Genomic DNA, 22,032 nt, shown 5'->3' on the forward strand with positions numbered 1-22,032 from the left:
AAAATACGCAGGGCGGCGGCCCGTTGAGCCGCCGCCCGTCCGATTATTCCTCCCGCTGACCCATCAATCCGAGCAGCAGCTGGAACAGGTTGACCAGGTTCAGGTACAGCGACAGCGCACCCATGATCGCCAGCTTGTCGGCGCGTTCGGTGCCGGCGTGTGCGGCATATTCGCCTTTCAATCGCTGCGTGTCCCACGCGGTCAGGCCGGTAAACACGACCACGCCGACGATCGACACGATCATCTGCAGCATGCTCGACCCGATGAAGATATTGACCAGGCTGACCCCGATCACGCCGATCAGACCGATCATCAGGAAAGTCGAGAAGCGCGACAGATCCTGCCTGGTGGTATAGCCCCACAAACTCATGCCGGCGAAGATCGCGGCGGCCGAAAAGAACGCCTGGGCGATGCTGGTCCCGGTAAACACCAGGAACACGCTCGCCATCGACACGCCCATCACCGCGGCGAACGCGAAGAAGGCGGTGCGCGCGGTGGCCAGGCTCATCTGTTCAATGCGGAACGAGAAGAACATCACGAAAACGAGCGGTGCGAACATCGCCACCCATTTGAGCGGCGTGCCGAAGATCAGCTGTGACAGCGCCGGGGTCGCGGCGATCGCCAGCGCGACCAGTCCGGTCATGCCGAGGCCGATTGCCATGTTGCGGTAAATGCCGAGCATGTAGCGGCGCAGGCCTTCGTCAAAGGCTGCGTCCTGCCGGACACCGGTACCAAAAGCGGGGAAACGGGTTTCCATGATGTAATTCCTGAAATGGGATTGGGATCAGATCGCCGCGGGCGACCGGCCGCGCGCCGCGCGGCGGGCGGCAGCAAGATGCCGGTGCAGATGATCCTTGATTGCGAGCCGGCGCTTCTTGAGCGTGGCGAGCCGGAACGCGTCGGGCATCCGGCGCCTGACCTCGCGCGCGATCTCCTGATTGAGAGCGCGGTGAGTGGCGATGAGCCGTGTGACGATGATAGACATGCAAGCCTCTCCAATCGAAGTTGATCGATCGAGCCTGCTACGGTGCTGGTGGGGGAGGGTGGCAGGGGAACCAGGCCGTGTCCAACACCGAGCAAGCTCGATGCGGTCCGACATCACAAGGGCTTTTGGAAGCCTTCGCCAGAGGGGCCCGGTACCGCCCAGCCAATCTATGGCATGTGCGCGTGCATTCAAGGGCGCACCCTCCTTCAGCCACACTTCGTTACAAACCGGGCAGCACCTATCGTCGCGGTCCGATCGGCGACCAGCCGAGCGTCGTCGCCGCGGCGGCGAGCAGGATCGCGGCACCGCCCACGACCTGCAGGAAATAGAGCGTGTGCCCGAATGCGACCACATCGACCATGATCGCCACCAGCGGATAGATGAACGACAGCGCGCCGACCAAATGGGTCGGCAGCTTCTGGATCGCGCCATAGAGCAGGATGAAGGCGAGCCCGGTGTGGATCACCCCGAGCGAGGCGAGCATCGCCCATGCCGGTGCGCCGCTCGGCGGTGTCGCGAGATGGCTGAGCGGGGCGAGCAGCACGACCCCGACGATCACCTGGACCAGCACGATCAGCATCGGCGGCACGCCGGTCAGCTTCTTGGCGGCAATGGCGGCGAGCGCATAGAAGAACGCCGACGCCAGCGCCATGGCGATGCCGAGCAGGTAGTCCGATCCGCTCTGCGTCGATCCCGGCTTTGCCTGTACCAGCAACAATACGCCGCCGAACGCGACCGCCAGCCAGAGCAGCTTGTTCGCGGTCAACCGCTCCCCGAACAACAGCGCGCCCAGGCCCACCAGCATGAACGGTTGCGTATTATAGACGGTGGTCGCGATCGAGATCGATGAATGCCCATAGGCGCCGAACAGCAACAGCCAGTTCAGCACGATCGCGGCGCCACCGGCCATGGCGATCAGCAACTGCCGCGGCGAAAGCGCGTCGCGGCGCAGCAGTCCGCGCGTGGCGCAAATTGCGGCCAGGGTCACCGCGCCGAATACGCAGCGCCCGAAAACCACATCGATAACCGGCTGCCCCGACATGATGACGAACCAGCCAATCGTCCCGGAGATGGTCATGGCGACCGCCATCTCGATCGTCCCGCGTGTCTGTTCGGTCACCCCTGCCTCCATAATCGATGACTGGTTTTAACAGGTGAGGGGGAGAGTTGATATGGATGTAAAAAGGCATATTGTGAATTATACCTAAGATAATAATATGATGTCTGATTTTTACCTAAGGATTGGTCATGCTGGACGATGTGGACCGGAAGATCGTGGAACTGCTCGCGGTCAATGCGCGCATCTCGCTCAAGGAACTTGCGCAACGCGTCGATCTGTCCTCCCCCAGCGTATCGGAACGCCTGCACAGGTTGGAGGACCGCGGCGTGATCAGCGCCTACACGGTCGATATCGACCCTTATGCGCTGGGTTATACGCTTCAGGCGATCGTCAGGATAAAACCGTTCCCGGGCAAACTCCCCGCGACGCAGCGCCTGATCGATAAGATCCCCGAATTCACCGAATGCTACAAGGTGACGGGCGACGATTGCTACATCGCCCACGTCTATCTCAAGTCGATCGAGCAACTCGACACGATCCTCGATCGCATCGTCGACTTCGCCGAGACCAGGACCTCTATCGTCAAGGCGACCACCGTGAAACGGCGTTTGCCGCCGCTTTGATCGGTGAGTTCGCCAGGGTCAGGACTCGTCGATTGATCCAGAATTTGGCGGCTGCGGCGATGCAGATTGCGCGTTGCGGGGCAGTTGGTAAACTCGGCGGGCGCCAATCCGCCAATAGCAATTTGCATGTCAATGATTGTCGCCCGATCGTCTTATGAAAATCGGCTAGCTCAGTCGCACCCAATCCACCGATTCGAGCATATAGGGAGCAAACAGGAAATCACGGATCGCCGAGATCCGGCCATTGTGCCAATCGATCAGAACGAAATACGCAGGTTTCTCCATCGGGCCACCGGCGTCGAAGACCAGCATCGCTGGGCGGCCCTCGACCGCGCCGAGAGCGAATCGCCATTTCGTTTCTTCGGCATATCGCGTGAAATAGAGCCCGATCTTTTCACGCCCTTCCAGTTTGAGACGGTTCACCAGATCGAGCTTCACGTCGTCGGCAAGCATGGCGCGGATCGCATCGAAATCGCCGGTCCGAAATAGGTGGACGTACGTGGTAATCTGTTGCCGGTCCGCATCGGGCATCAGCGGTAGCCGCGTGTCTTCGTGCGTCCGCACGAGTTGCCGCAGCGCCGCGCGCCCGCGCTGAAGCGCCGATTTTGCAGCTGCTGGGGAGCATTCGGCGATGCTTGCGATCTCGTCGACCGAGTGGCCCAGAACGTCCTTGAGGATTACCGCGCAGCGTTGGAGTTCAGGCAGCCGCAGAAACATCTGAAAGCTGATCGCGACGATCTCCGCCTCGGCTATCGGCGCCGCTTCGACGTCTTCGGTGAGCGGAACGACGATGTTCCGGGATCTGGCCCGAAGGAAATCGAGGCTCGCATTGTGTGCGATGCGAAACAGCCAACCCTCCAGGCTCTCCACGCAACAGCCCTCGGTGCGCGCGCGCAGGGCCTTGACCACGGCATCCTGCAATACATCCTCGCCATCGACGGTCGAGCCCGTCATGCGCGCGCAATAGCGGTGAAGGCGTGGGCGTAGCGCTTTCAGGCGCTCCTCGAATTCGTCCGTGTTCATGTATCGAGACCTGCGGTGCTTTCGCGCTTCGTTTCGCGCACGGACTGGACGCCGATGTCGATGAGAATCTTCGACAGGGCGGCGGGTTGCGACAGGAAGGGCGAGTGGCTGCTGTCCAGACTATGGGTCATCGTCTTGCCGCCGATGGTGCGGTCAACCGTTGCGATCATATGATCCTGGCCAGTCAGGGGAACCGCGCGATCCTGTGTGCAGCGGATGTAATGGCGCGGCGCCGTGCCGAATCTTTCCGGCGTAATGGTTGATGGCGTTACCGCGCCGATGTTCGATTCGTCGCAATGAAGCCGCGACGACGCCTGCGCGAAGTCGGCCTCCGACACGTCGGCATAAAACGAGGCCTTGAGGAGCGATCTGTAGGCGTTGTCGGCTGGTCCGGTATTGATCCTCGTCGCGCCGATGGCGAGGGGGTCGCCCACGAACAGCCCAGGCGAGAGAGCAGAGGACATGGTTTCATGCTGGAGCATCGCGAGCAGCGGCATGCCGTTCGGCACCAGGAACCCGGCAATATACACAACCGCGAGCAGCAGGTCCGGCACCTGCTCGGCAACCGCCGATACGGTCATCCCGCCGGCCGAGTGCCCGACAAGGATGACCTTGCCGTCACTGAGCGACGTGGCCTCTTTGACCAGCGTGACCACGGCTTGGGTACGCTCCTCCTGCGTGAGGCCGGCGATGGGCGACGGCTCGGCGATGAACGCATCGAGGTCGAACGGTCGACGATGGAGCGATTCTGGTTCTTTCGAATTTACGCCCGCGCCGGGTAGGTCGATCGTCAACGTGGCGAAGCCCTGGGCTTCAAGGAATGGCGTTACTTTGTCCCACGCTGAATGGTTGTGCCAACCGCCATGGACCAGGACAAAAGCTGCTTTTGGTATCGACATCGTCGATCCTTTCTCGTTTCTCTGTTGTTACCTATCGTCCAAAGACGAAACGGCGAATGGAAACGGATCGCAGCGCCAGAAAGATTTAGCGACCGTGGTGCACGCATGTCCAACATGACGTCCCACAAATCTTCGCGCTGCGCGAAAACCTCGGTCGCCTTCGCGGGGTGTCGATCCGAACCCGCCGACCAGCTGCGGATTGGGCCGGGCAGCGCTCCAGAACCATATCGTAGGCAGGTGGCATAACAGAGCGCGTTTTGTGGCGACGCTGGACCGACATCGGCGAAATATTTCTCTGGCTCCGATCCGTTCCACAACCAAGCGTCGTCTAGTCATCGACAGGCCCGATCGACGCGCCTGCCTGATCGGAGACAAGCCATGACGACCTTGCTGAATATCTTGACCGTCGATCCCGCCGACCAGGAGGAGCTTCTGGCAACATTGCAAGAAAACACCGACACGGTGATCCGCACCCTCGATGGGTGGATCTCGACTACCCTGATCGCGGCGGCGGACGGCGCGCGCGTCATTATCCATTCTCAATGGCGCGACGCCGCTGCTGTCGAGGGAATGCGCAACGACGCCCGGATGGTCCCCTATTTCCCGAAAGTCGCCGCTCTCGCGTCGCTCGACTCGATCTTTGGCGAGATCGCTTACACGACTGCGGCTTGATCCAGGCCGGGAAGGATGGTCATGCGCAATCTGAGCGAACTCCGCATCGCCATAACCGGGGCCAGCGAAGGCTTGGGTTTCGCTATGGCCGGGGCATTTCTCGCCCGCGGTTCCAAGGTTACGGCGATCGCCCGCAACGCCGAACGGCTTGAGCGGATTAGACGATTGGGCGCCAACACGATCGCTGGCGACGCGACCGATGCGGCGCTGATGGACCACATCGTTGCAGCTGTTCAGCCGGATATTCTTGTGCTGAACGCAGGCGCGCGGGTGCCGATGCTGCCGATCGATCGACTGACCTGGGATGGATTCTCCGACACATGGAACACTGACGTGAAAGCGAGCTTTGTCGGGGTCCAGGCGGCACTCAATATCCCGATAAAGCCAGGCAGCAGAGTGATGATTATGTCGAGTGGCTCCGCGACTGTGATGAGTTCGCCCTTGATCGAGCCCGAGAGTCTGCGGCTCTCGGGCGGCCATATCGGCGCCAAGCGAATGGTCTGGTATATGGCCCACCAAGCCAATGCGGTATCGCGAGAACGCGGACTGGATATCCATTTCCAGGTGCTGATTCCCGGCCAGTTGATGCCCGGGACAGCGCATGGCCATGCGGTCGCATCGGTACACGCTGAACGAGAAGGCATCAGCGTCGAGCAACACGTCATCGACCGTTACGGCTCCATCATGGAGCCCGATACATTCGGCGAGATGGTCGCGAACCTGGCCGGCAACCCGATCTATATCGACGGTGTGGCTTATGGATTCCGCGTTGATGCCGGCATCATGCCAATGGACGTCGAGATAGCCCGCAAATGACCTTGAATGCTTGGCTCCTGTGCTCGGGCGAGCGAAGGGCGGGGCGGAAACACATTTATTACGGTGATATTAGGCGCGTTCCAAAACCAAGTGCAACAGGCGAAGATGCCTGCGGTCTTGGAGGGAGGAACGGCTGTGGGGAAGAGCAACGAGCAGTTGAGCTATCGTGAGCGGCTGACGATTGCCGATGGCGTGTGGCGAGCCACCGGCCGTCGCAGCGACTAGAACTACCTCATACCAAATGAAAGGTCCGCTCCGCATTACGGTGGAAGATACTGATGCGCTGATCATTAGTCAGGTTCGCACCTTCGATGAAGGCGACCGCGTCGCGTGAGTTCTCATATGGATAGTCGATCGCCCACATGACATTCTCGATTCCAGCGGTTTTGATCACCAGGTCGAGTACGTCCGGGGACTCGAAACCGCTGGTGGTCACGGCAAAATTGCGGCGAAAATACTCGCTCGGCGCCAGCGACAGCGGCTTCATCCGCCCGTCCTTGGCCCGCCGTGCCGCCATATGATCGAGACGCCACATCCAGAACGGCAGCGCTTCGCCCATGTGGCCGAGGACGATGCGCAGTCGAGGGTAGCGATCGAACACGCCGCTGAGGATCATCCTCACCGCATGCGTTCCGGCCTCGACCCCAAAGCCCCAAATGGAGCCACCCATGCTATAGTCGCGAAAGGGTGCCGCCATGCCGTTCGACGGCGCGCGCGGGTGCAGATAGATCGGGCGGTCCAACGCCTGCGCCGCCTCCAGGATCGGCGAGAATCGCGGGTCGTCCAGATAGAGATTGCCGGTGTGGGAATTGACGATGAACCCGTTCAGCCCCAGCGTTTTTACCGCCCGCTCCATCTCCTTTGTGGCAGACCCGGGATCGTGCGGAGCGAAACAGGCCAGTCCGGCGAAGCGCCGGGGATGGCGCGAGATCGCAGCGGCGAGATGGTCGTTGGTGGCGATCGCCAACGCGCTTGCCGGACCGGGCTCGAACATCTGCACTCCCGGGATGGTAACCGAGAGGATCTGCACATCGACGCCCGCCTGGTCCATGTCGGCGAGGCGCTCCGCATCGAGGTCGAGCAGTTGCCGGCGAAACCGGTCCTGATTGGACCCTGGGCGCGGATTGTCGAAGATCGAGAGAATGCCTGTCGGCACATCGAGGCTCGCTCCAGGGTCCGTACGCGCGATCTCCAGCCAGGCCTTGACGAGCCCGGGTGTCGCGAACGCCTCTTCGGTGGCGATTTTGCGGATCGGCACCTTATGACTCTGGCTGCTCGCCGCACTCAGGCCTGCTACCGCAATCCCTCCGGCGGCGGCAGTCAGAAATCCTCGTCGGCTCGTGCTCATGGTTTGCCTCCGCATCCGTTCTTGCACGTCACCGCTCCCTAGCTACCCAGTATTTCGATCAAGTCGACGTCCTTCCGGCGGATCGCATCCATTTTGTCAGGAAAGTCCGACACGCCGCGCGCTCGATCAGCGTAGCCGCCTGCGGCTATGGATCGAACACGGCGACGTGGCGGGCCACGCCCGATGATGATGAGCACTACGTCTACGCCATAGCGCTACGCTAGACGGAACCAAGTGCAAATAAATGCCAATACTGCCATCCGGGACGGTGTTTCGTCGAGCGTCTGTTTCCGATGCACGAACGCTCCGGGCCAGATGCAGTTATTGCGGTTAGCGCATCTTCGTGGAAAACATCGGACCGGATGACGACGGTCAAGGAGCATCACTGTGCGCGGACTCTTACACGCCTTGTCGTTTATTGCTGCGATCCTGTCGCTGGCTCTCGCCGGTTCGGCGGCCGCCGGGACCGCGGAATATGAGATCGCTTTCGCCAGTTTCGCGCCGCTCAACGGGGATGTTTTCATCGCCGATTCAGACGGCAGCAATGCCCGCCCGTTTCTTGCGCACCCGGAGGCCGACGCCAATCCCAGCTTTTCGCCTGAGGGCAGCTGGATAATCTTCAGTTCGCGTCGCGCCGGTTCGTACGATATTTATCGCGCGCGGCTCGACGGCTCCAGGCTGGAAACGCTGGTCAGGAACCGCGCCTATGACGATCAGGCGGCGCTTTCTCCAGACGGAAAAACGTTGGCATTCGTATCGAGCCGGAGCGGAAATGCCGACATCTGGTTGCTCGACATGCGGACACGGCGGGTCCGGAATCTGACCAACGCGGCGGGGGGCGACTTCCGCCCCGCGTGGTCGCCCGACGGACAATGGATTGCCTTTTCGTCCGATCGTGCGTCGTTCATGCCGCGGCTGCCTGCCCGCGACTTCACCATCCGCCACTCCACCGAAATCCACGTCGTGCGGCCTGACGGCAGCGGCCTGCGGCGGGTGTCGGTAAACGACGCGTTCGCTGGAAGCCCGTCCTGGTCACCGGACGGCACCCGGCTCGCCTTCTACACCGCACCGGTCGCGGAGGTGGCGAAAGTCACCGGGGCCAGGCGGCTCCGGGGAACGACGCAGATCGAGACGCTGGACCTCGCGACGGGACAGCGAACCGTGCTCACGGCCGGCGAGGGCGAGAAATGGTCGCCGCGATGGGTCAGCGAACAGGTGGTAGCCTATGTGTCAGGGGGGCCAGAAGGTGGCGTCGAGCGCGCCGCCGGATCACCGGGCGCGCGCGGGGCCTTCAGCAACCCGTCCTGGTCACCCGACGGCCGGACGATGGTCTTCCACCGGGACGTCGAGAGCGCCTGGCCGCCGAACCGCGCCTGGACCTCGTTAGATTCGCGATTCAGGATAGTTCGAACTGGCATCTTCCCGTCCTATGCACCCGATGGCGACCGACGGGTGAGTAACGACCAGACGGCGGGCATCCTACACAACAGCATTTTGACGATGGCGGCAGACGGCACCGGCGCGACAATTCTGTTCGGGCAGCCCGACCGAAGCGCCCTTGGCCCCGAAGTATCGCGCGACGGCAGACGCATAGCCTTCGGCCTGGGGCAGTTTTTTCAGAACCTGAATGGTCCGGCGAGTGCGGACATCGCGACGATCAGCGTCCACGGCGGCGATCTCAGGGTGTTAACGGACGGCCAGGGCAATTACGGATTTCCGAGCTGGTCGCCCGACGGCCGACAAATCGTTTTTCGTAGGGCTGGCGGCGGAGAAAACGCGCTCGAAATCATCGACACTGCCTCGGGCACGCGCCGTTTGCTGCTGAACGGTCCGGCGCATTACAATTTCCCGTCATGGTCACCCACGTCGAACAGGATCGCGTTCACTGCCGATCGCGACGGCGATTACGAAATCTGGACGATCGATGCCGACGGATCGGGATTGAAGCGGCTGACGAGCTCGCCAGGAAACGATGCTCACAACAGCTGGTCGCCTGACAGCAAGTGGATCGCCTTTGCCAGCGCGAGGGGTGGGTTCAAGGACGAAGCGCTGCTGCATCCGGCAAATCCCCAGCCTTATGGCGAGATCTACGTCATGCGGGCCGATGGAAGCGAAGTGCATGCCTTGACCGACGACCCGTTTGAGAAGGGGACGCCGGCTTGGCGACCGCTCGGTCGTTCGGCATCGCGCAGACCCTGACCTTCAGGCGACATCCGGGCACGAAGTCGCCGTCACATCGGAGACTGGCAAGTCCTGTCACCGCCAGCCCGCCGTATATACTACGCTGGGTTAGCCTCTGCGGCCTGTGGATAGGGCACGGCGGCATACGGCGGTGTGGCGGAGCGGGAGGGACTCGAACTACCTATTGATCTTCGAGGTGATGTGATCTGAGCACGTCCGCTTTCAGGAATAGTCTAACTTGCCTCAATGAACGACTTTGCATGCATAGCAGTCGAGGCGCACATCGGCATTACGGTGAGGTCATCACGGGGATGTCACCGTCATGCCCTGGCCGCCAATCCAGCCTGTCTACTGGCGAACCTTGCAATAGCGATCGACATCCGCCGCCGTCCATTGCTCCTGCGCGGCAAAAGCACACCGTTCCGGAGAGCGCTGCTCGGGGGGAGCGACGGTAACGTTGAAATCGACGTCGGCCGTCGAACAGCTCAATTGCAGATTGTTGCGCTTCGGCATTGACGACATTCCGGTCGCGACACCGGTCCCTACCTCAAGCTTCAGCGCGCCGTCCCACGCGAAGGTGAGCTTGAACGTGACCGGTTTGTCATAGGGCACGCGCCCGAGCACTGTCTTTTCGCCATCGACGGTCAGGGAGACCAGGAAAAAATCAGGGTCCTCCGGATACCATGTGGCGACGATACCGTTGCAATGGCATTCCGAAGCGTCGAGACCGAGGTCGGTAAACGCAACCTTCGCCGTCGGGCGCCATTTGCTAAGTCCGTTTGCCTTGCGGATCATCATCTCGCCGGTGAACTGCGTCGCGGTCTCGGGTACGCCGATATCGTGGTGGGCGAAGGTTCCCTGCGGCGCGCGGCATTGCCACGACTGCGCATTCGCCGACGAGCAGGAGCTGGAAAGCAGCGCGCACAAAGCGATCAATGGACTGGTTCGACAAAGCCGCCGCCGGGCGCGGCCTATTGTCAAAGCTGCACTTCCGCTCATCTCGGCTCCTTCCGACGGTACGTGGTCGCGGTACCAGCCATGGGTAAAGCTCTCGTGAAGGCCCTTCTCGCGGCGCTCCACGACTGAGCCTCGCTGAACACCGCGACCCCGGGGCTAACACCGCCTAGCCATCACCCCGCTCACTCGGGCGTATCAAGCAGGTCCTGCAGACACGCCGTACACCCGCATCCCTGCCGCGCCGCAGTCGCCACCGCGCGTCTCTCGGCGTTGATCGCGTCGAGCCGGCGCCCGGCGGCCTCCATCTCTTCGGCCCAATCGTGGTCCGGCTCGTCATTGCCATTCGGCGCAGACCCGATCCTGCCCCAGCCGCGATTGAGCAGCAGCGCTGCGGCGGCCATCCGGGTCGTCTCGCGCGCGGTATTGCTGGCCGCGATTGCGGCGATCGCGTCGAGTGCGACCCGGGTATGCGCGCGCGCCAGGTCGGCCAGCGACTGGTTGTCGGCGATGCGCGGTGCGCTGTCGTACAGGGAACTCATGCGTCATCTCCATCAGTCACTGGCCCATCCGCCACTGGCCGGACGATCGATACGCCGCCGCTCAGGCCGGAGAGAATCTCGTCGTCATAGGATCCGATCCGCACATACTCGCCCTTCGTGCTGGAATAGCGCGCGCCGACACCGTCGCGTTCGAGCGTTTCGTACAGTGCGACCTGCTCCTGCTTCTGCGCCGCCTCGGCGTGCTGCACGATCGCGGTAAATTGCCGCTGTGCCATCCGGTTGCCGCCGATCGCCGCTTCGGTCAGCGCGCGGAACACCGCGCGATGCGCCGGCATCTCGATCTCACGGTCACCATCCTTCACCACGACCGGGCGATAGGCCTCCTCCAGAATCACCGCGCGTGTCGGCTGGTCCGACCCGGGTAAGCGGTCGCCTTTGCGACCTGTCGCGCAGCGAAAGCGCGGACGCCCTGCCGGATTGCCCGACTGCCCCTTTACGAACGGCTTTCCCCAGTGTCGTTTTGGTACAGCGCCAGCGTTCTCTGGACCGCCATTCTCTGGGCCATCGCAATTGGTCGCCTGTTCATCGTCTGATTCAAGATCTCGCTTGGTCATGTCACCACTCCGGCCATGGTTGTTCCCATCGCCCCTCGAACAGATTTTTCCGCCGGTTTGAATCGGGCCGCTGCTGTTCCGCTCAAAGTCTCTGCTGTTATTGCCGCTGTTATGCGTGCTGTTCCGTGTTGTTATTCGATAACAGCTTGGCTTTGGTTCAAGTTCTTGAAAACAAAAAGTAATTTACGCAGCGAGATCCAACTTAACAGCAGCGGAAAAGTAACGGCCGATAAACAGCACATAACAGCATGGCGGACCCCTTGCTCGGGCGAGAGCAGGGAAGGGCGGAAGCACATGACGCGGCCGGATTTCCACGCTAGTTCGCGCGTCATGCCGGCGCCCGTCAACATTCTCCACCTCCATTCGACCTTCAACCTGGGCGGCAAGGAGGCGCGTGCCGTCCGGTTGATGAATGTGCTCGGCGACCGCGCGCGTCACACCATCGTCTCCGGCATGCCCGATCAGCTTGGCGCGCGCGACGCGATCACGCGCGGCATCGATTATGAGATCGCACAGAACCCGCCGCCGCTCACTGGACGGCCCTCGGTCGCGCGGTTCGAGGCGATCGCCCGCTACATGCGGCGCTTCGACCTGGTGCTGACCTATAATTGGGGTGCGATCGACGGGGTGATGGCGCGGCGGGTGTTTTCCAAAGGCGCGCCGCCGCTGGTCCATCATGAGGACGGCTTCAATTCCGACGAAGCCAAGGGGCTGAAGCACGAGCGCAACATGTATCGCCGCGTCGCGCTGCCCGCCGCCTATGCGTTGGTCGTGCCGTCCGAAACATTGCACCGCATCGCGCTCGATATCTGGAAACAGCCGCAGCAGCGCGTCCACCGCATCGTCAATGGCATCGCCATCGCCGCCTATGCCGGCAAACCCGAGCCCAGGGCGATCCCAGGGCTCAAGCGCAGGCCCGGCGAAGTAATCGTCGGCACGCTCGCGGGTTTACGCGAAGTGAAGGATTTGCCCGCGCTGGTCCGCGCGGTCGGCGGCTGTTCGTCGCGTATCCGGCTGGTGATCGTCGGCGAAGGGCCGGAACGCGCAACCATTGTCGAGGCGGCGGAGCAGATGGGCCTTTCCGATCAACTGCTCATGCCCGGCTTCCTGTCCGAACCGCACCGCTATATCGGCTTGTTCGACATCCTCGCTCTGTCGTCGCGCAGCGAACAATTCCCGATCGCGGTGATTGAGGGGATGGCGGCGGGCCTGCCGATCACCGCACCGCAGGTCGGCGACATCCTTTCAATGGTCTCGGCCGAGAATAGGCCTTATATCGTGGATTACACCAGCGAGGTCAGCTTGCGCGATTCGATCGAGGCGCTGGCGCGGGACGCCGGGCTGCGCGCGACGATCGGCACGGCAAATCGCGCCAGGGCAGTCGCCGAATATGACGAAAGCGTGATGATCTGGCGTTATGTCGGCCTTTATGAGGCCGCAATGGGTCGCCCAGGCGCCCTTGGCTGAGTCGCAATTTGCTCGCTAACGGGCATCCAATCCGTATATCGCGCGTATATCAAGTCGGAGGTCGTCGTGTTCAAAGGTCTGAAGCCCATCATCTATAACGGCCAGGAGGTCTGGCCGATCGTAGAGGGTGGCAAGGGGGTCGCCGCGACCAACCATGCGTCGGCCGGCGCATGGGCCGCGGCGGGCGGGATCGGTACGGTTTCGGCGGTCAATGCGGACAGTTACGATCCGGACGGGAAGATCATCCCGCAGGTCTATACCGCGCTGACCCGGCGCGAGCGTCATGAGGAATTGATCGAATTCGCGATCGAGGGCGCTGTTCAGCAGGTCAAGCGCGCGTTCGACATCGCCGGCGGCAAGGGCGCGATCAATATCAACGTGCTGTGGGAAATGGGCGGTGCGCAGCGCATCCTGCACGGTGTGCTCGATCGCACGCGCGGCATGGTCGCGGGCGTCACCTGCGGCGCGGGCATGCCCTATAAGCTGAGCGAGATCGCAGCGTCGTATGAGGTCAGCTATCTGCCGATCATCAGTTCCGGCCGTGCGTTCCGGGCGCTGTGGAAGCGTGCTTATTCCAAGGCATCGGAATGGCTTGCGGCCGTGGTTTATGAAGATCCCTGGCTGGCCGGCGGGCATAACGGCCTGTCCAACGCCGAGGATCCGCTGAAACCGCAGGATCCCTATCCGCGCGTGAAGGAATTGCGCGACGTGATGCGCGAGGGCGGGATTTCCGACGACGTGCCGATCGTCATGGCGGGCGGCGTCTGGTTCCTGCGCGACTGGTCGAACTGGATCGACAATCCCGAACTCGGCAGTATCGCCTTTCAGTTCGGCACGCGGCCCTTGCTGACGCGGGAAAGCCCGATCCCGGACGGCTGGAAAGCCAAGCTGATGGATATCGAGGAGGGCGAAGTCCTGCTTCACCGCTTCTCGCCGACCGGCTTTTATTCCAGCGCGGTGAAGAACCCGTTTCTGCGCTCGCTCGAGGCGCGATCGGAACGCCAGATCGCCTTTTCCACGCAGGAAGCGGGCGATCACACCTTTCAGCTCGATGTCGGCGTGAAGGGCAAGAATTTCTGGGTGACGCGAAACGACCTGCTGCGCGCGCGGCAATGGTTCGGCGAAGGCTTCACCGATGCGCTGAAGACCCCGGACAACACGTTGGTGTTCGTCTCGCCGGAGGAAAAGGGCGTGATCCGCAAGGACCAGGCCGATTGCATGGGCTGTCTCAGCCAGTGCGCCTTTTCGTCATGGTCGGATACCGAGACCAATTCGACCGGCCGCCTCGCCGACCCGCGCTCCTTCTGTATCCAGAAGACGCTGCAGGACATCGCGCATGGCGGGCCGATCGAACAGAATCTGATGTTCGCCGGGCACGGCGCATATAATTTCAAGAAAGACCCGTTCTATTCCAACGGGTTCGTGCCGACCGTCAAGCAATTGGTCGATCGGATTCTGACCGGCGATTGAGCGGTTCGCGCCTTTTTCGGCCGTACGTCGATCGCTGCGGTGACTTCATTGCCGAGTTGATGCGTTAGCGCAGATGGAGCGAATGACGTGAAGGCAGGTCTTTTGGCTCTCGCGCTTGTTGCGCCGCCGGCCCCATCGGCGGCGGGTCAGGCGCTCGCCCCATCCGGCAAATGGGCCGTCGAATATGCCGATAGTCTGTGCCTGCTGTCGCGGGATTTCGGGAGCGGCGACGCCCAGGTCAAGCTGGGTATCAGGCCGACACGCCTCGGCAGTTTTACCCAGCTTGTGGTCGTGCGACCCGAAAACGTCGTCAAAGGGGGACGGGGCGACGCGCAAGTGGTGCTGATGCCGTCCGGCATTTCCGCCAAGGCCAGCTACACGACGCGTACGCCGGTCAAGGGCATCGGACGTATCACCATCATCGGCATCAAAAGTGCCGAGCTGGCCAATCTGGCGTCGTCGACCGAAATCGCGATCACGCTCGGCAAAAGCAGCACGATTCGTGTCCTGCCCAAGGGGATCGCCAAGGCCATGGCGGCGCTGCGCACATGCGAGGATGATCTGCTGGCATCGTGGGGCGTTGACCCCAAGAAACAGGCCGCTCTGATTAAACGGCCCGATCCGATCGGCAGCGTCGGCGACTTCTGGCCGCCGGACAATTATCCTTCGGCAGCGCGACAAGCCGAGGAACAAGGCGCCGTGCTGGTCGGGTACATCGTGCTGGCCAATGGTCGTGTGGCGAACTGCCGCGTCCTTGCGAGCAGCAAGAGCGCAGCGCTCGACAAGGCGACATGTAGCACTGTCGTGAAGTTAGGCCGGTATCGGCCTGCGATCGGACCGGACGGCAAGCCGACCGATGCGTTCGAAACCAATCGTGTGACCTGGACTATCGAATAGTCCCGCATCAAGGCGGTCGACGATCGGGTTGGTCATTTATCGAGAAAGGCATGAGCGAGGTTACAAGCTGATGCTGCCGCGGAACATGGCGACGCAGTGCCCCCCGACGCTGGCGCGAATACCATCGGCGGCGCGCCACGCGCGAAGAGCAAGGCGGCTTTCGCGTCCCATCTCGACACCCTGGACCGCGTTATAGGCGAGGTTCTGCTCATCGCCGAGCGACAGCCTGAGCGCGGCGAGGGTCGCGTTGGCGCTGCCCGTCGCGGCATCTTCCCAGGTTCCCGCCAGCGGCGCGAACATCCGGGCCCGGATGCCCGGGCCGTCTGGCGTATAGACGAAGATCGACAGCCGCCCGTCAAGCTCCGGGGAGGCCGCAGCCAGGCGGCGATAGGCCATGATGTCGGGCGTGGCGGCGGCCAGTGCGTCCGGCTGCACCGCCACGATGACGAAATCGACGCCCACGCTCGCACGGAGCGGCGGATGATCGACCAGCGCGATCTGGTCGGGCCGGAGCGACAGGCATACGGCGATCGCGTCGACCGGCAGCTCACCCTTGACGTCGAGCGGTTGGGGAGCGTCGATCTCGGCACCGACGATCTCGCCGGCCTCCTCGGTCAACCGGACTTCGACCAGCCCCGCGATCTCCTCGAAGCGCAGCGTGGCTTGCGGCGCGATGTCGAGCCATGCCAGTGCACAGGCGGTGCCGACATTGGGATGCCCGGCGAAGGGCATTTCCGACGTTCGGTTGAAGATCCGCACGCGCGCCGTGTTGGCCGGATCCTCGGGCGGCAGAACGAAGGTGGTTTCGCTGTAATTGAGCTCTGCCGCGAGCGCCTGCATCGTCGCGCTGTCGAGCCCATCGGCCGTGGGAAAGACCGCAAGCTGGTTGCCGCCGAAACGCCGCGACGTGAACACGTCAACTGTCAGATAGTCATAACTGGCCATGGTCAAACTCTTGATTGGTCCGGCAGGCGGTTCACCGCAATCTACGCCCAGCCTTCCAGCACCTGGTCGGGCGGACGGTGGCCGTCGGCCCACATGCGGATATTGGCGATGACCTTGTCGCCGGTCGCGAGCCGGCCTTCATAGGTGGCGGAGCCCATATGCGGCAGCATCACGACATTGGGCAGGGCGAGCAGGCGCGGGTCGATCTCGGGCTCGTGCGCCCAGACGTCCAGACCGGCGCCGGCGAGCCGTCCGGCCTCGAGCGCGTCGACCAGAGCGGCTTCATCGACGATCCCGCCGCGGGCCGCGTTGATCAGGTAAACATGCGGACGCATCAGGCCGATGCGCCGCGCGTCGATCAGGTTCTCGCTCTCCGGGTTGCGCGGCGTGTGGATCGTCAGGATGTCGATCGCGCCGAGCATCTCGTCGATGCTTTCATGCCAGGTCGCCGCCAGTTGCGCCTCGAGTACCGCGGGCAGGCGGTGGCGATTGTGGTAGTGGATCGACAGGCCAAAGGCGCGCGCGCGCGCCGCGACCGCCTGGCCGATGCGGCCCATGCCGATAATGCCGAGCGCCTTTCCGCCGATGCGGTGGCCGAGCATGCCGCCCGGGCTCCAGCCCTTCCATTGCCCCGAACGGACGAGCTTCTCGCCCTCCGCCAGGCGGCGCGGCACCGACAGGATCAGCGCCATCGTCATGTCGGCGGTATCCTCGGTCAGCACGCCGGGCGTGTTGGTGACGATGATGCCGCGCGCGCGCGCCGCCTTGAGGTCGATATGGTTCACGCCCGCGCCATAGTTCGCGATCAGCTTCAGCCGCTCGCCGGCACCGGCGATCAGCCCGGCGTCGATCTCGTCGGTGACGGTCGGCACCAGTACGTCGCAATCGGCCATCGCCGCCGCGAGCTGGTCGCGGGTCAGCGCTGTCTCGGTGCGATTGTTCGTCGTTTCGAACAACTGCTCCATCCGATCCATCACGAAGTCGGAGAGTTCGCGGGTGACGACCACCCGGGGATTCGACACTTTGGCGGACGGGCGTCTCATTTCGGGCATGAATCCGGCTTGGCGAACCACTAGCCCTACGTCAACGGTGGTTGAATCGGCGCGTGCGAACAGCGTATGAATCGCGGGCACGATCATTAGGGGCGAGTTTATGCGTATCGGTGCAAGGCTAACGCTAGCGGTTGCGGCGATCGGGCTGGTGGGCGGGCTGACCGTGCCCGCATTCGCACCTGCGCTCGCGGCGCTGGTGCAGAAGAAGACGCCCTATTTCGCCTCGATTTCGGCGGGCAAGGCACGGATGCGCACCGGCCCGGCACGCACCTATCCCGCCAGCTGGCTCTATCAGCGCGCCGATCTGCCGGTGAAGGTGCTCGATGTTTACCAGCGCGGCCAATGGCTCAAGATCGAGGATCCGTCGGGCACGCAAGGGTGGATGATGGGTACGCTGGTCAGTGACACGCGGACGGGGCTGATCATGGGCGAGATCGCGGAGTTGCGCGATTCGCCGCGTTACGGCGGCAAAGTCGTGTGGCGTGCGGCGCCGGGCGTGGTCGGGCGGCTCAGCAAATGCACGCGCGGCTGGTGCCATTTCGACGTGCGCGGGCGCAGCGGCTATGTCGAAATCAGCCATTTATGGGGCGTCGACCCCGGCGAGACGCTGAACTGACGCGATGCGGATCGTCGCGGATGACCTGACCCGTCCGGAGGTCGTTGCGCTGGTCGAATTCCACCTGCGCTCGGCATTCAAGAACAGCCCGCCGGGCAGCGTCTTCGCGCTCGATCTCAGCGGCTTGCGCGATCCTGTGGTGACCCTTTGGACGGCGTGGGACGGCGACGTATTGCTCGGCATGGGCGCACTGAAGCGGCTCGATGAGGACCATGGCGAGTTGAAGTCGATGCGCACCGCGCCCGCTCATCTACGGCGCGGCGTGGCGGCGGCGATGCTCGATCATCTGATCGCCGAGGGGCGGGCACGAGGCTATCGGCGGCTGAGCCTGGAGACCGGCAACAATGCGCCGTTCGCGCCGGCGCGGGCGCTGTACGAGCGCGCCGGGTTCGTCGAATGCGGGCCGTTTGCGGATTACAGCGATACGAGTTTCAGCCGCTATTACACGCTGGCTTTGTCACCGGGCGCGGTGCATTCCTGAACCATGACCGACGACATCTACGCCCCCGAATTCGTCAAGGGCGTGTTCGGCCGATGCTCCGAACGGTACATCACTTTCAGCTGGTTATGCTCGTTCGGTTTCACCGAGCGCTGGCGGCGGCAATGTGTCGCGGCCATGCCCGAGCCGACCGGCCCGGCCGGTTATGATCTGATGGCCGGAACCGGGGAGGTCTGGCCGCATCTGCTCAAGCGTTTTCCACAGATCGGGCAGATCACCGCAGTGGATATCTCGTCGGGCATGCATCACCGCGCGATCGATCGCCTGCATCGCCACCGCGCACAGCGCATCGCCTTTATCGAAGACGATGTGTTCGCCAGCAACCTGCCCGATGCGAGCGCCGATTTCGTGATCGCGACATTCGGCCTGAAGACGTTCGACAGGGAACAGCTGGCGCAGTTCGCCCGGCTCGTCGCGCGCGTCCTGAAGCCCGGGGGCAGCTTTGCGATGATCGAGGCGTCCGACCCCAAGGGGTGGCTGTTGCGGCCGCTCTACCTGTTCCATCTCAAGACCGTGCTGCCGCTGATGGAGCGGTTCCTGCTGCGCGGTGCGCAGGATTTCGCGATGATCGGCCGGTACAGCACGAACTTCGGCGATGCCCGCGCATTTGCCGAGATGCTCCGCGCGGAGCGTCTCGACGTGCGCTTCGACCGTTATTTCTTCGGCTGCGCGACGGGCGTCAGCGGGCGCAAACCCGCCTAGCGCGTCGGCGATTTCAGGATCGTCAGAACCCGACGCTGATCGTGCCGAAGACCTGGCGCGGCGGCAGCGGGAAGGCGTTGTAGGTGTTGGTCGGCTGCGCGATGCTCAGGGTCGAGGCGGCGCGCTTGTTGGTGATGTTGGTCACGTTCAGGCTGAGCCCGAGCTTCCTGACGAACGCCCCGTTGCCGACCGGGATCTCGGCGCCGATCCGGCCCGCGAGCGTGAAATAACTCGGCACCGACAGATCGTTGGTGAAGGTCGCATAGCGCTTGCCGAGATAGTCGCCGACCAGCTGTGCGTCGAACATGCCGTAATTGGCCGAGATCACCGTCTTGTTCAGCCAGTCGGGTGACCCCGGGACCTTCTTGCCGGCGGTCGGCACAACCGTCTTGGCGATGCCGATCGTGTAGTCGTCCTGATAGCGCGAATTGTTGTAGGATAGCGCGTTGTAGATCGAGAAATGGGATCCGAAGCGCAGCGTGCCGGCGATATCGACACCGTCCGTCTTCACATCGCCGACATTGGCCAGCACGGCGGCGCCGCTGGCGATCGAGGTGATCACCGTGGTCGGGCTGATCGCCAGCAAGCGATTGCTGAAATCGACATGATAATAGCTGATCTGGCCCTCAAAGGCGGTGATCGGACCCCAGTTCAGCGAATGATGGCTGCGCGCGCCGATTTCGTAGGTCCAGCTCGTTTCGGGTTTGATCGTCGCCTTGAAATCCTCGAATACCTGCTGGCTGCCCAGCGCGAACGGCGACAGGCCGCTGGCGGCGCTGGTCTGGAACTGGCGGATATTCTTCTGTGCGTTGACGAAGATCTGGTCATTGTCGCTCACGTCCCAGATCGCGCCGGCCTGTGGCAGGAACCATTTGCTGGTGTTGAGCTTGCCGACCGGCAATGCGGTCGATCCGGTGAAGGAACCGGGGATCGGCTGCACCGGCACGTCCTGTCGGGCGCGCTGGAACGTGCTCTTGAAGCCGGCGATGACCGTCACCGCGGGGACGATCTTCCAGCTGTCCTGAATGTGCGTCTGGATTTCGTCGACATGCACTTCGCTGCCATATTGGGTGATCTGCGGCGCCGCCAGGTCGCGCGGGCGAGTATAGGGTGAGCTCGGATTGTTCACGTCCAGCGCATACCAGCGGCGATAGGCGGACGAGCTTTGACGTTCATACCAGCCGCCCAGCTCGAGCTGATGATTGCCCAGTTCGGCGCGAAGTGTGGAGATCAAACCACCGCGGCCGATGTGATATTCGGTCGTACGCGTGGCGAGGCCCGAGCCGCCGAATTGTGCCTTGATCTGCGCCGGGGTCAGTGTCGGGAAATATTTCGCGAACAGGCCGGGCAGGCCGGCAACGCTGGTTGGTCCGGCAACCACGCCGACCCCATCGTCGTGATGGAAATAGACCTGGTTCGACCAGGTGATCTTGTCGCTGAGATTCCAGTCATATTTGAGGTAACCGAGATAATCGGTGCGTTGCGCGTCGCTATAGTAATTACGGTAATTGTCGAGCGCGGCGGTGTAGGCGGGTGAGGCAAGATAGGCCTGCATCCCGGCGAAATCCGGATAGAAGAACGGGCGCGTATAAGGGACGGTGCCGGGCAATTCGCCCTTGGCGATGTTGATCACCGTGGCGTCCTCGTTCGGCTCGGTCTTGTCCGAATAAGCGAGGTAGATCGTCAGCTTGCCGGCGGCATCGTCATGGACGAACTTGCCATTGCCCTGATAACCGCCCTGTTTGCCGTTGAAGTCCCACGCCCGGCCGTCCTGGCGCACGCCGGACAGATAGAGCGAATTGCCATCGCCAAAGGTGCCGCTGTCGACGCGCACGAAAGTGCGGAAAGTCGCGTAGCTGCCGATCGTCTGATTGATCGTCGCGCCGCGCTCGGCCTTGGGATCGCTCGAGAAGGTATCGATCGTGCCGCCGAGGTTGCTGGTCGATGCGGTGCCGAGATCGCCGGCGCCCGAGGCAAGCGTGACGCGATCGACATTCTCCGAGATGATCGCGCGTTGCGGCGACAGGCCGTTGTAGTTGCCATAGGTCTGATCGCCGAGCGGGATGCCATCGAGCGTGTAGCCGAGCTGCGATGCGCTGAAGCCATGCACGAACAGCGAGATATTCTGTTCGTTATTGCCCCAGGGATCAGCGGTCAGAAAGGTGACACCAGGCAATGTCTGCAATGCTTTCAGCGGGCTGATGCCGGGCAGGATTTTCTGGATTTCCCCGCCGGTGACCTGAGTGATCGAACGGCTGGTGCGGCCGGTGACGATGATGTCGCCGTCCGCCTCATCCGCCGGGGCGTCAGCCGCGGGTTCTTCGGTCGCGGCCGGTTTTGCCGCGGGATCGGCTGGCTTTGCCCAGGCCGGCGCGGCCGAAAAGAGCGCGAGCGATGTGACGCCGCCGAGCAACCGCAGGATAGATTTGCGCATCATTGTTTTCCCACCAGAGTCCGACCAGCCGGACATCCCTGATGGGGCGCGGTTAGGGCCGGCATGCGACACTCCGCTGACAATGGTGTGACAGATTTTGTTTCTGTGGAAATATTTTGGGGGTGTGGGGTGAGGGGCGGATTCTGCGCCGCTGTGGTGTGGGGTAATGGCGGAAAGTGGTGGAAGCACGAACCCGCTGCGCGGGAGGGCGCATGCGGCGCAGTTGAGGTGAACATACGGGCGTTGCGCGGCGGTTGAGCGCGGCGGGCGGC

Annotated in this window: 22 protein-coding genes and 1 pseudogene; 10 read left to right on the forward strand and 13 right to left on the reverse strand. The window is 62.8% G+C overall.

All coding sequences use genetic code 11. The annotated features are described in order from the left end of the window. Positions 1 to 43: 43 nt before the first annotated feature. The 3 genes from ACVWZA_RS21510 to ACVWZA_RS21520 all read right to left on the reverse strand — a co-directional run bounded on the left by ACVWZA_RS21510 (position 44) and on the right by ACVWZA_RS21520 (position 2,105). Positions 44 to 757 carry a Bax inhibitor-1/YccA family protein gene (locus ACVWZA_RS21510; protein WP_457313491.1) on the reverse strand — a complete coding sequence of 238 codons (714 nt, stop codon included), beginning with the start codon at positions 755 to 757 and terminating at the stop codon, positions 44 to 46. A 27-nt stretch (positions 758 to 784) separates the two neighbouring features. Then, on the reverse strand, positions 785 to 985 hold the full coding sequence (locus tag ACVWZA_RS21515; protein WP_457313492.1) for a DUF465 domain-containing protein: 201 nt from the start codon (positions 983 to 985) through the stop codon (positions 785 to 787). Positions 986 to 1,223: 238 nt separating this feature from the next. Beyond that, the gene (locus ACVWZA_RS21520) at positions 1,224 to 2,105 is read right to left on the reverse strand and encodes a DMT family transporter (RefSeq protein ID WP_457313493.1); all 882 of its coding nucleotides are present in this window, start codon (positions 2,103 to 2,105) and stop codon (positions 1,224 to 1,226) included. A 128-nt stretch (positions 2,106 to 2,233) separates the two neighbouring features. On the opposite strand from ACVWZA_RS21520, the gene ACVWZA_RS21525 reads away from it, so the two are divergent. Further along, the gene (locus ACVWZA_RS21525; protein ID WP_457313494.1) at positions 2,234 to 2,668 is read left to right on the forward strand and encodes an Lrp/AsnC family transcriptional regulator; all 435 of its coding nucleotides are present in this window, start codon (positions 2,234 to 2,236) and stop codon (positions 2,666 to 2,668) included. Positions 2,669 to 2,833: 165 nt separating this feature from the next. On the opposite strand, the gene ACVWZA_RS21530 is transcribed toward ACVWZA_RS21525, so the two are convergent. Next, positions 2,834 to 3,691, reverse strand: a complete 858-nt coding sequence (locus ACVWZA_RS21530) for a sigma-70 family RNA polymerase sigma factor (protein ID WP_457313495.1) — start codon at positions 3,689 to 3,691, stop codon at positions 2,834 to 2,836. After that, on the reverse strand, positions 3,688 to 4,590 hold the full coding sequence (locus ACVWZA_RS21535; RefSeq protein ID WP_457313496.1) for an alpha/beta hydrolase: 903 nt from the start codon (positions 4,588 to 4,590) through the stop codon (positions 3,688 to 3,690). Before ACVWZA_RS21535 ends, ACVWZA_RS21530 begins: the two co-directional genes overlap by 4 nt. 378 nt (positions 4,591 to 4,968) lie before the next feature. On the opposite strand from ACVWZA_RS21535, the gene ACVWZA_RS21540 reads away from it, so the two are divergent. Beyond that, complete coding sequence (locus ACVWZA_RS21540; RefSeq protein WP_457313497.1) at positions 4,969 to 5,262, forward strand: putative quinol monooxygenase; 294 nt, start codon at positions 4,969 to 4,971, stop codon at positions 5,260 to 5,262. Between the two features lie 21 nt (positions 5,263 to 5,283). After that, positions 5,284 to 6,078: an SDR family oxidoreductase gene (locus tag ACVWZA_RS21545; protein WP_457313498.1), complete on the forward strand. Its 795-nt coding sequence runs from the start codon at positions 5,284 to 5,286 to the stop codon at positions 6,076 to 6,078. Between the two features lie 232 nt (positions 6,079 to 6,310). Here the strand turns inward: ACVWZA_RS21545 and ACVWZA_RS21550 are convergent, their stop codons facing one another. Beyond that, positions 6,311 to 7,336, reverse strand: coding sequence for an amidohydrolase family protein (locus ACVWZA_RS21550; RefSeq protein ID WP_457313511.1), 1,026 nt, complete (start codon positions 7,334 to 7,336; stop codon positions 6,311 to 6,313). A gap of 18 nt (positions 7,337 to 7,354) precedes the next feature. Beyond that, a pseudogene (locus tag ACVWZA_RS21555) lies at positions 7,355 to 7,441 on the reverse strand (twin-arginine translocation signal domain-containing protein); the annotation flags it as partial. A 372-nt stretch (positions 7,442 to 7,813) separates the two neighbouring features. Here ACVWZA_RS21555 and ACVWZA_RS21560 point away from each other — a divergent pair. Further along, positions 7,814 to 9,625: a hypothetical protein gene (locus ACVWZA_RS21560; protein ID WP_457313499.1), complete on the forward strand. Its 1,812-nt coding sequence runs from the start codon at positions 7,814 to 7,816 to the stop codon at positions 9,623 to 9,625. Positions 9,626 to 9,955: 330 nt separating this feature from the next. Here ACVWZA_RS21560 and ACVWZA_RS21565 read toward each other — a convergent pair whose 3' ends face one another. From ACVWZA_RS21565 to ACVWZA_RS21575, 3 genes are read right to left on the reverse strand one after another with little or no spacing between them, the layout of a single operon-like run. Continuing rightward, a complete protein-coding gene (locus ACVWZA_RS21565; protein ID WP_457313500.1) occupies positions 9,956 to 10,687 on the reverse strand; it encodes a hypothetical protein in 732 nt (243 codons plus the stop codon). A 59-nt stretch (positions 10,688 to 10,746) separates the two neighbouring features. After that, positions 10,747 to 11,103, reverse strand: a complete 357-nt coding sequence (locus ACVWZA_RS21570; RefSeq protein ID WP_457313501.1) for a hypothetical protein — start codon at positions 11,101 to 11,103, stop codon at positions 10,747 to 10,749. Continuing rightward, positions 11,100 to 11,678 (reverse strand): DUF5681 domain-containing protein, encoded by a 579-nt coding sequence (locus ACVWZA_RS21575; RefSeq protein ID WP_457313502.1) that lies wholly within the window; start codon positions 11,676 to 11,678, stop codon positions 11,100 to 11,102. The genes ACVWZA_RS21570 and ACVWZA_RS21575 overlap by 4 nt, the downstream gene beginning before the upstream one ends. Before the next feature lie 330 nt (positions 11,679 to 12,008). Here ACVWZA_RS21575 and ACVWZA_RS21580 point away from each other — a divergent pair, with 330 nt between their 5' ends. The 3 genes from ACVWZA_RS21580 (at position 12,009) to ACVWZA_RS21590 (ending at position 15,512) form a co-directional block, all read left to right on the forward strand. Continuing rightward, on the forward strand, positions 12,009 to 13,145 hold the full coding sequence (locus tag ACVWZA_RS21580; protein WP_457313512.1) for a glycosyltransferase family 4 protein: 1,137 nt from the start codon (positions 12,009 to 12,011) through the stop codon (positions 13,143 to 13,145). A gap of 66 nt (positions 13,146 to 13,211) precedes the next feature. Beyond that, positions 13,212 to 14,615, forward strand: a complete 1,404-nt coding sequence (locus tag ACVWZA_RS21585) for an NAD(P)H-dependent flavin oxidoreductase (protein ID WP_457313503.1) — start codon at positions 13,212 to 13,214, stop codon at positions 14,613 to 14,615. An 87-nt stretch (positions 14,616 to 14,702) separates the two neighbouring features. Then, on the forward strand, positions 14,703 to 15,512 hold the full coding sequence (locus ACVWZA_RS21590; protein ID WP_457313504.1) for an energy transducer TonB: 810 nt from the start codon (positions 14,703 to 14,705) through the stop codon (positions 15,510 to 15,512). 60 nt (positions 15,513 to 15,572) lie between these two features. Here ACVWZA_RS21590 and ACVWZA_RS21595 read toward each other — a convergent pair whose 3' ends face one another. Together ACVWZA_RS21595 and ACVWZA_RS21600 are read right to left on the reverse strand one after the other, a co-directional pair. Then, entirely contained in the window at positions 15,573 to 16,457 is an 885-nt protein-coding gene (locus tag ACVWZA_RS21595; protein ID WP_457313505.1) for a PhzF family phenazine biosynthesis protein, read from the reverse strand. A 41-nt stretch (positions 16,458 to 16,498) separates the two neighbouring features. Further along, a complete protein-coding gene (locus ACVWZA_RS21600; RefSeq protein WP_457313506.1) occupies positions 16,499 to 17,509 on the reverse strand; it encodes a 2-hydroxyacid dehydrogenase in 1,011 nt (336 codons plus the stop codon). A gap of 100 nt (positions 17,510 to 17,609) precedes the next feature. Here ACVWZA_RS21600 and ACVWZA_RS21605 point away from each other — a divergent pair, with 100 nt between their 5' ends. From ACVWZA_RS21605 to ACVWZA_RS21615, 3 genes are read left to right on the forward strand one after another with little or no spacing between them, the layout of a single operon-like run. Continuing rightward, entirely contained in the window at positions 17,610 to 18,125 is a 516-nt protein-coding gene (locus ACVWZA_RS21605) for an SH3 domain-containing protein (RefSeq protein WP_457313507.1), read from the forward strand. 4 nt (positions 18,126 to 18,129) lie between these two features. After that, positions 18,130 to 18,606: a GNAT family N-acetyltransferase gene (locus ACVWZA_RS21610; RefSeq protein ID WP_457313508.1), complete on the forward strand. Its 477-nt coding sequence runs from the start codon at positions 18,130 to 18,132 to the stop codon at positions 18,604 to 18,606. A 3-nt stretch (positions 18,607 to 18,609) separates the two neighbouring features. Beyond that, positions 18,610 to 19,326: a class I SAM-dependent methyltransferase gene (locus ACVWZA_RS21615; protein WP_457313509.1), complete on the forward strand. Its 717-nt coding sequence runs from the start codon at positions 18,610 to 18,612 to the stop codon at positions 19,324 to 19,326. Positions 19,327 to 19,348: 22 nt separating this feature from the next. On the opposite strand, the gene ACVWZA_RS21620 is transcribed toward ACVWZA_RS21615, so the two are convergent. Beyond that, the gene (locus ACVWZA_RS21620) at positions 19,349 to 21,760 is read right to left on the reverse strand and encodes a TonB-dependent receptor (RefSeq protein WP_457313510.1); all 2,412 of its coding nucleotides are present in this window, start codon (positions 21,758 to 21,760) and stop codon (positions 19,349 to 19,351) included. Positions 21,761 to 22,032 lie beyond the last annotated feature (272 nt).

The organism is Sphingomonas sp. UYAg733, assembly GCF_054057355.1.

Coding starts and splice junctions, on each gene's coding strand:
- ACVWZA_RS21510 (WP_457313491.1), bottom strand. CDS start 757: ATGGAAACCCGTTTCCCCGCTTTTGGTACCGGTGTCCGGCAGGACGCA.
- ACVWZA_RS21515 (WP_457313492.1), bottom strand. CDS start 985: ATGTCTATCATCGTCACACGGCTCATCGCCACTCACCGCGCTCTCAAT.
- ACVWZA_RS21525 (WP_457313494.1), top strand. CDS start 2,234: ATGCTGGACGATGTGGACCGGAAGATCGTGGAACTGCTCGCGGTCAAT.
- ACVWZA_RS21530 (WP_457313495.1), bottom strand. CDS start 3,691: ATGAACACGGACGAATTCGAGGAGCGCCTGAAAGCGCTACGCCCACGC.
- ACVWZA_RS21535 (WP_457313496.1), bottom strand. CDS start 4,590: ATGTCGATACCAAAAGCAGCTTTTGTCCTGGTCCATGGCGGTTGGCAC.
- ACVWZA_RS21540 (WP_457313497.1), top strand. CDS start 4,969: ATGACGACCTTGCTGAATATCTTGACCGTCGATCCCGCCGACCAGGAG.
- ACVWZA_RS21545 (WP_457313498.1), top strand. CDS start 5,284: ATGCGCAATCTGAGCGAACTCCGCATCGCCATAACCGGGGCCAGCGAA.
- ACVWZA_RS21570 (WP_457313501.1), bottom strand. CDS start 11,103: ATGAGTTCCCTGTACGACAGCGCACCGCGCATCGCCGACAACCAGTCG.
- ACVWZA_RS21575 (WP_457313502.1), bottom strand. CDS start 11,678: ATGACCAAGCGAGATCTTGAATCAGACGATGAACAGGCGACCAATTGC.
- ACVWZA_RS21580 (WP_457313512.1), top strand. CDS start 12,009: ATGCCGGCGCCCGTCAACATTCTCCACCTCCATTCGACCTTCAACCTG.
- ACVWZA_RS21595 (WP_457313505.1), bottom strand. CDS start 16,457: ATGGCCAGTTATGACTATCTGACAGTTGACGTGTTCACGTCGCGGCGT.
- ACVWZA_RS21600 (WP_457313506.1), bottom strand. CDS start 17,509: ATGCCCGAAATGAGACGCCCGTCCGCCAAAGTGTCGAATCCCCGGGTG.
- ACVWZA_RS21605 (WP_457313507.1), top strand. CDS start 17,610: ATGCGTATCGGTGCAAGGCTAACGCTAGCGGTTGCGGCGATCGGGCTG.
- ACVWZA_RS21610 (WP_457313508.1), top strand. CDS start 18,130: ATGCGGATCGTCGCGGATGACCTGACCCGTCCGGAGGTCGTTGCGCTG.
- ACVWZA_RS21615 (WP_457313509.1), top strand. CDS start 18,610: ATGACCGACGACATCTACGCCCCCGAATTCGTCAAGGGCGTGTTCGGC.
- ACVWZA_RS21620 (WP_457313510.1), bottom strand. CDS start 21,760: ATGCGCAAATCTATCCTGCGGTTGCTCGGCGGCGTCACATCGCTCGCG.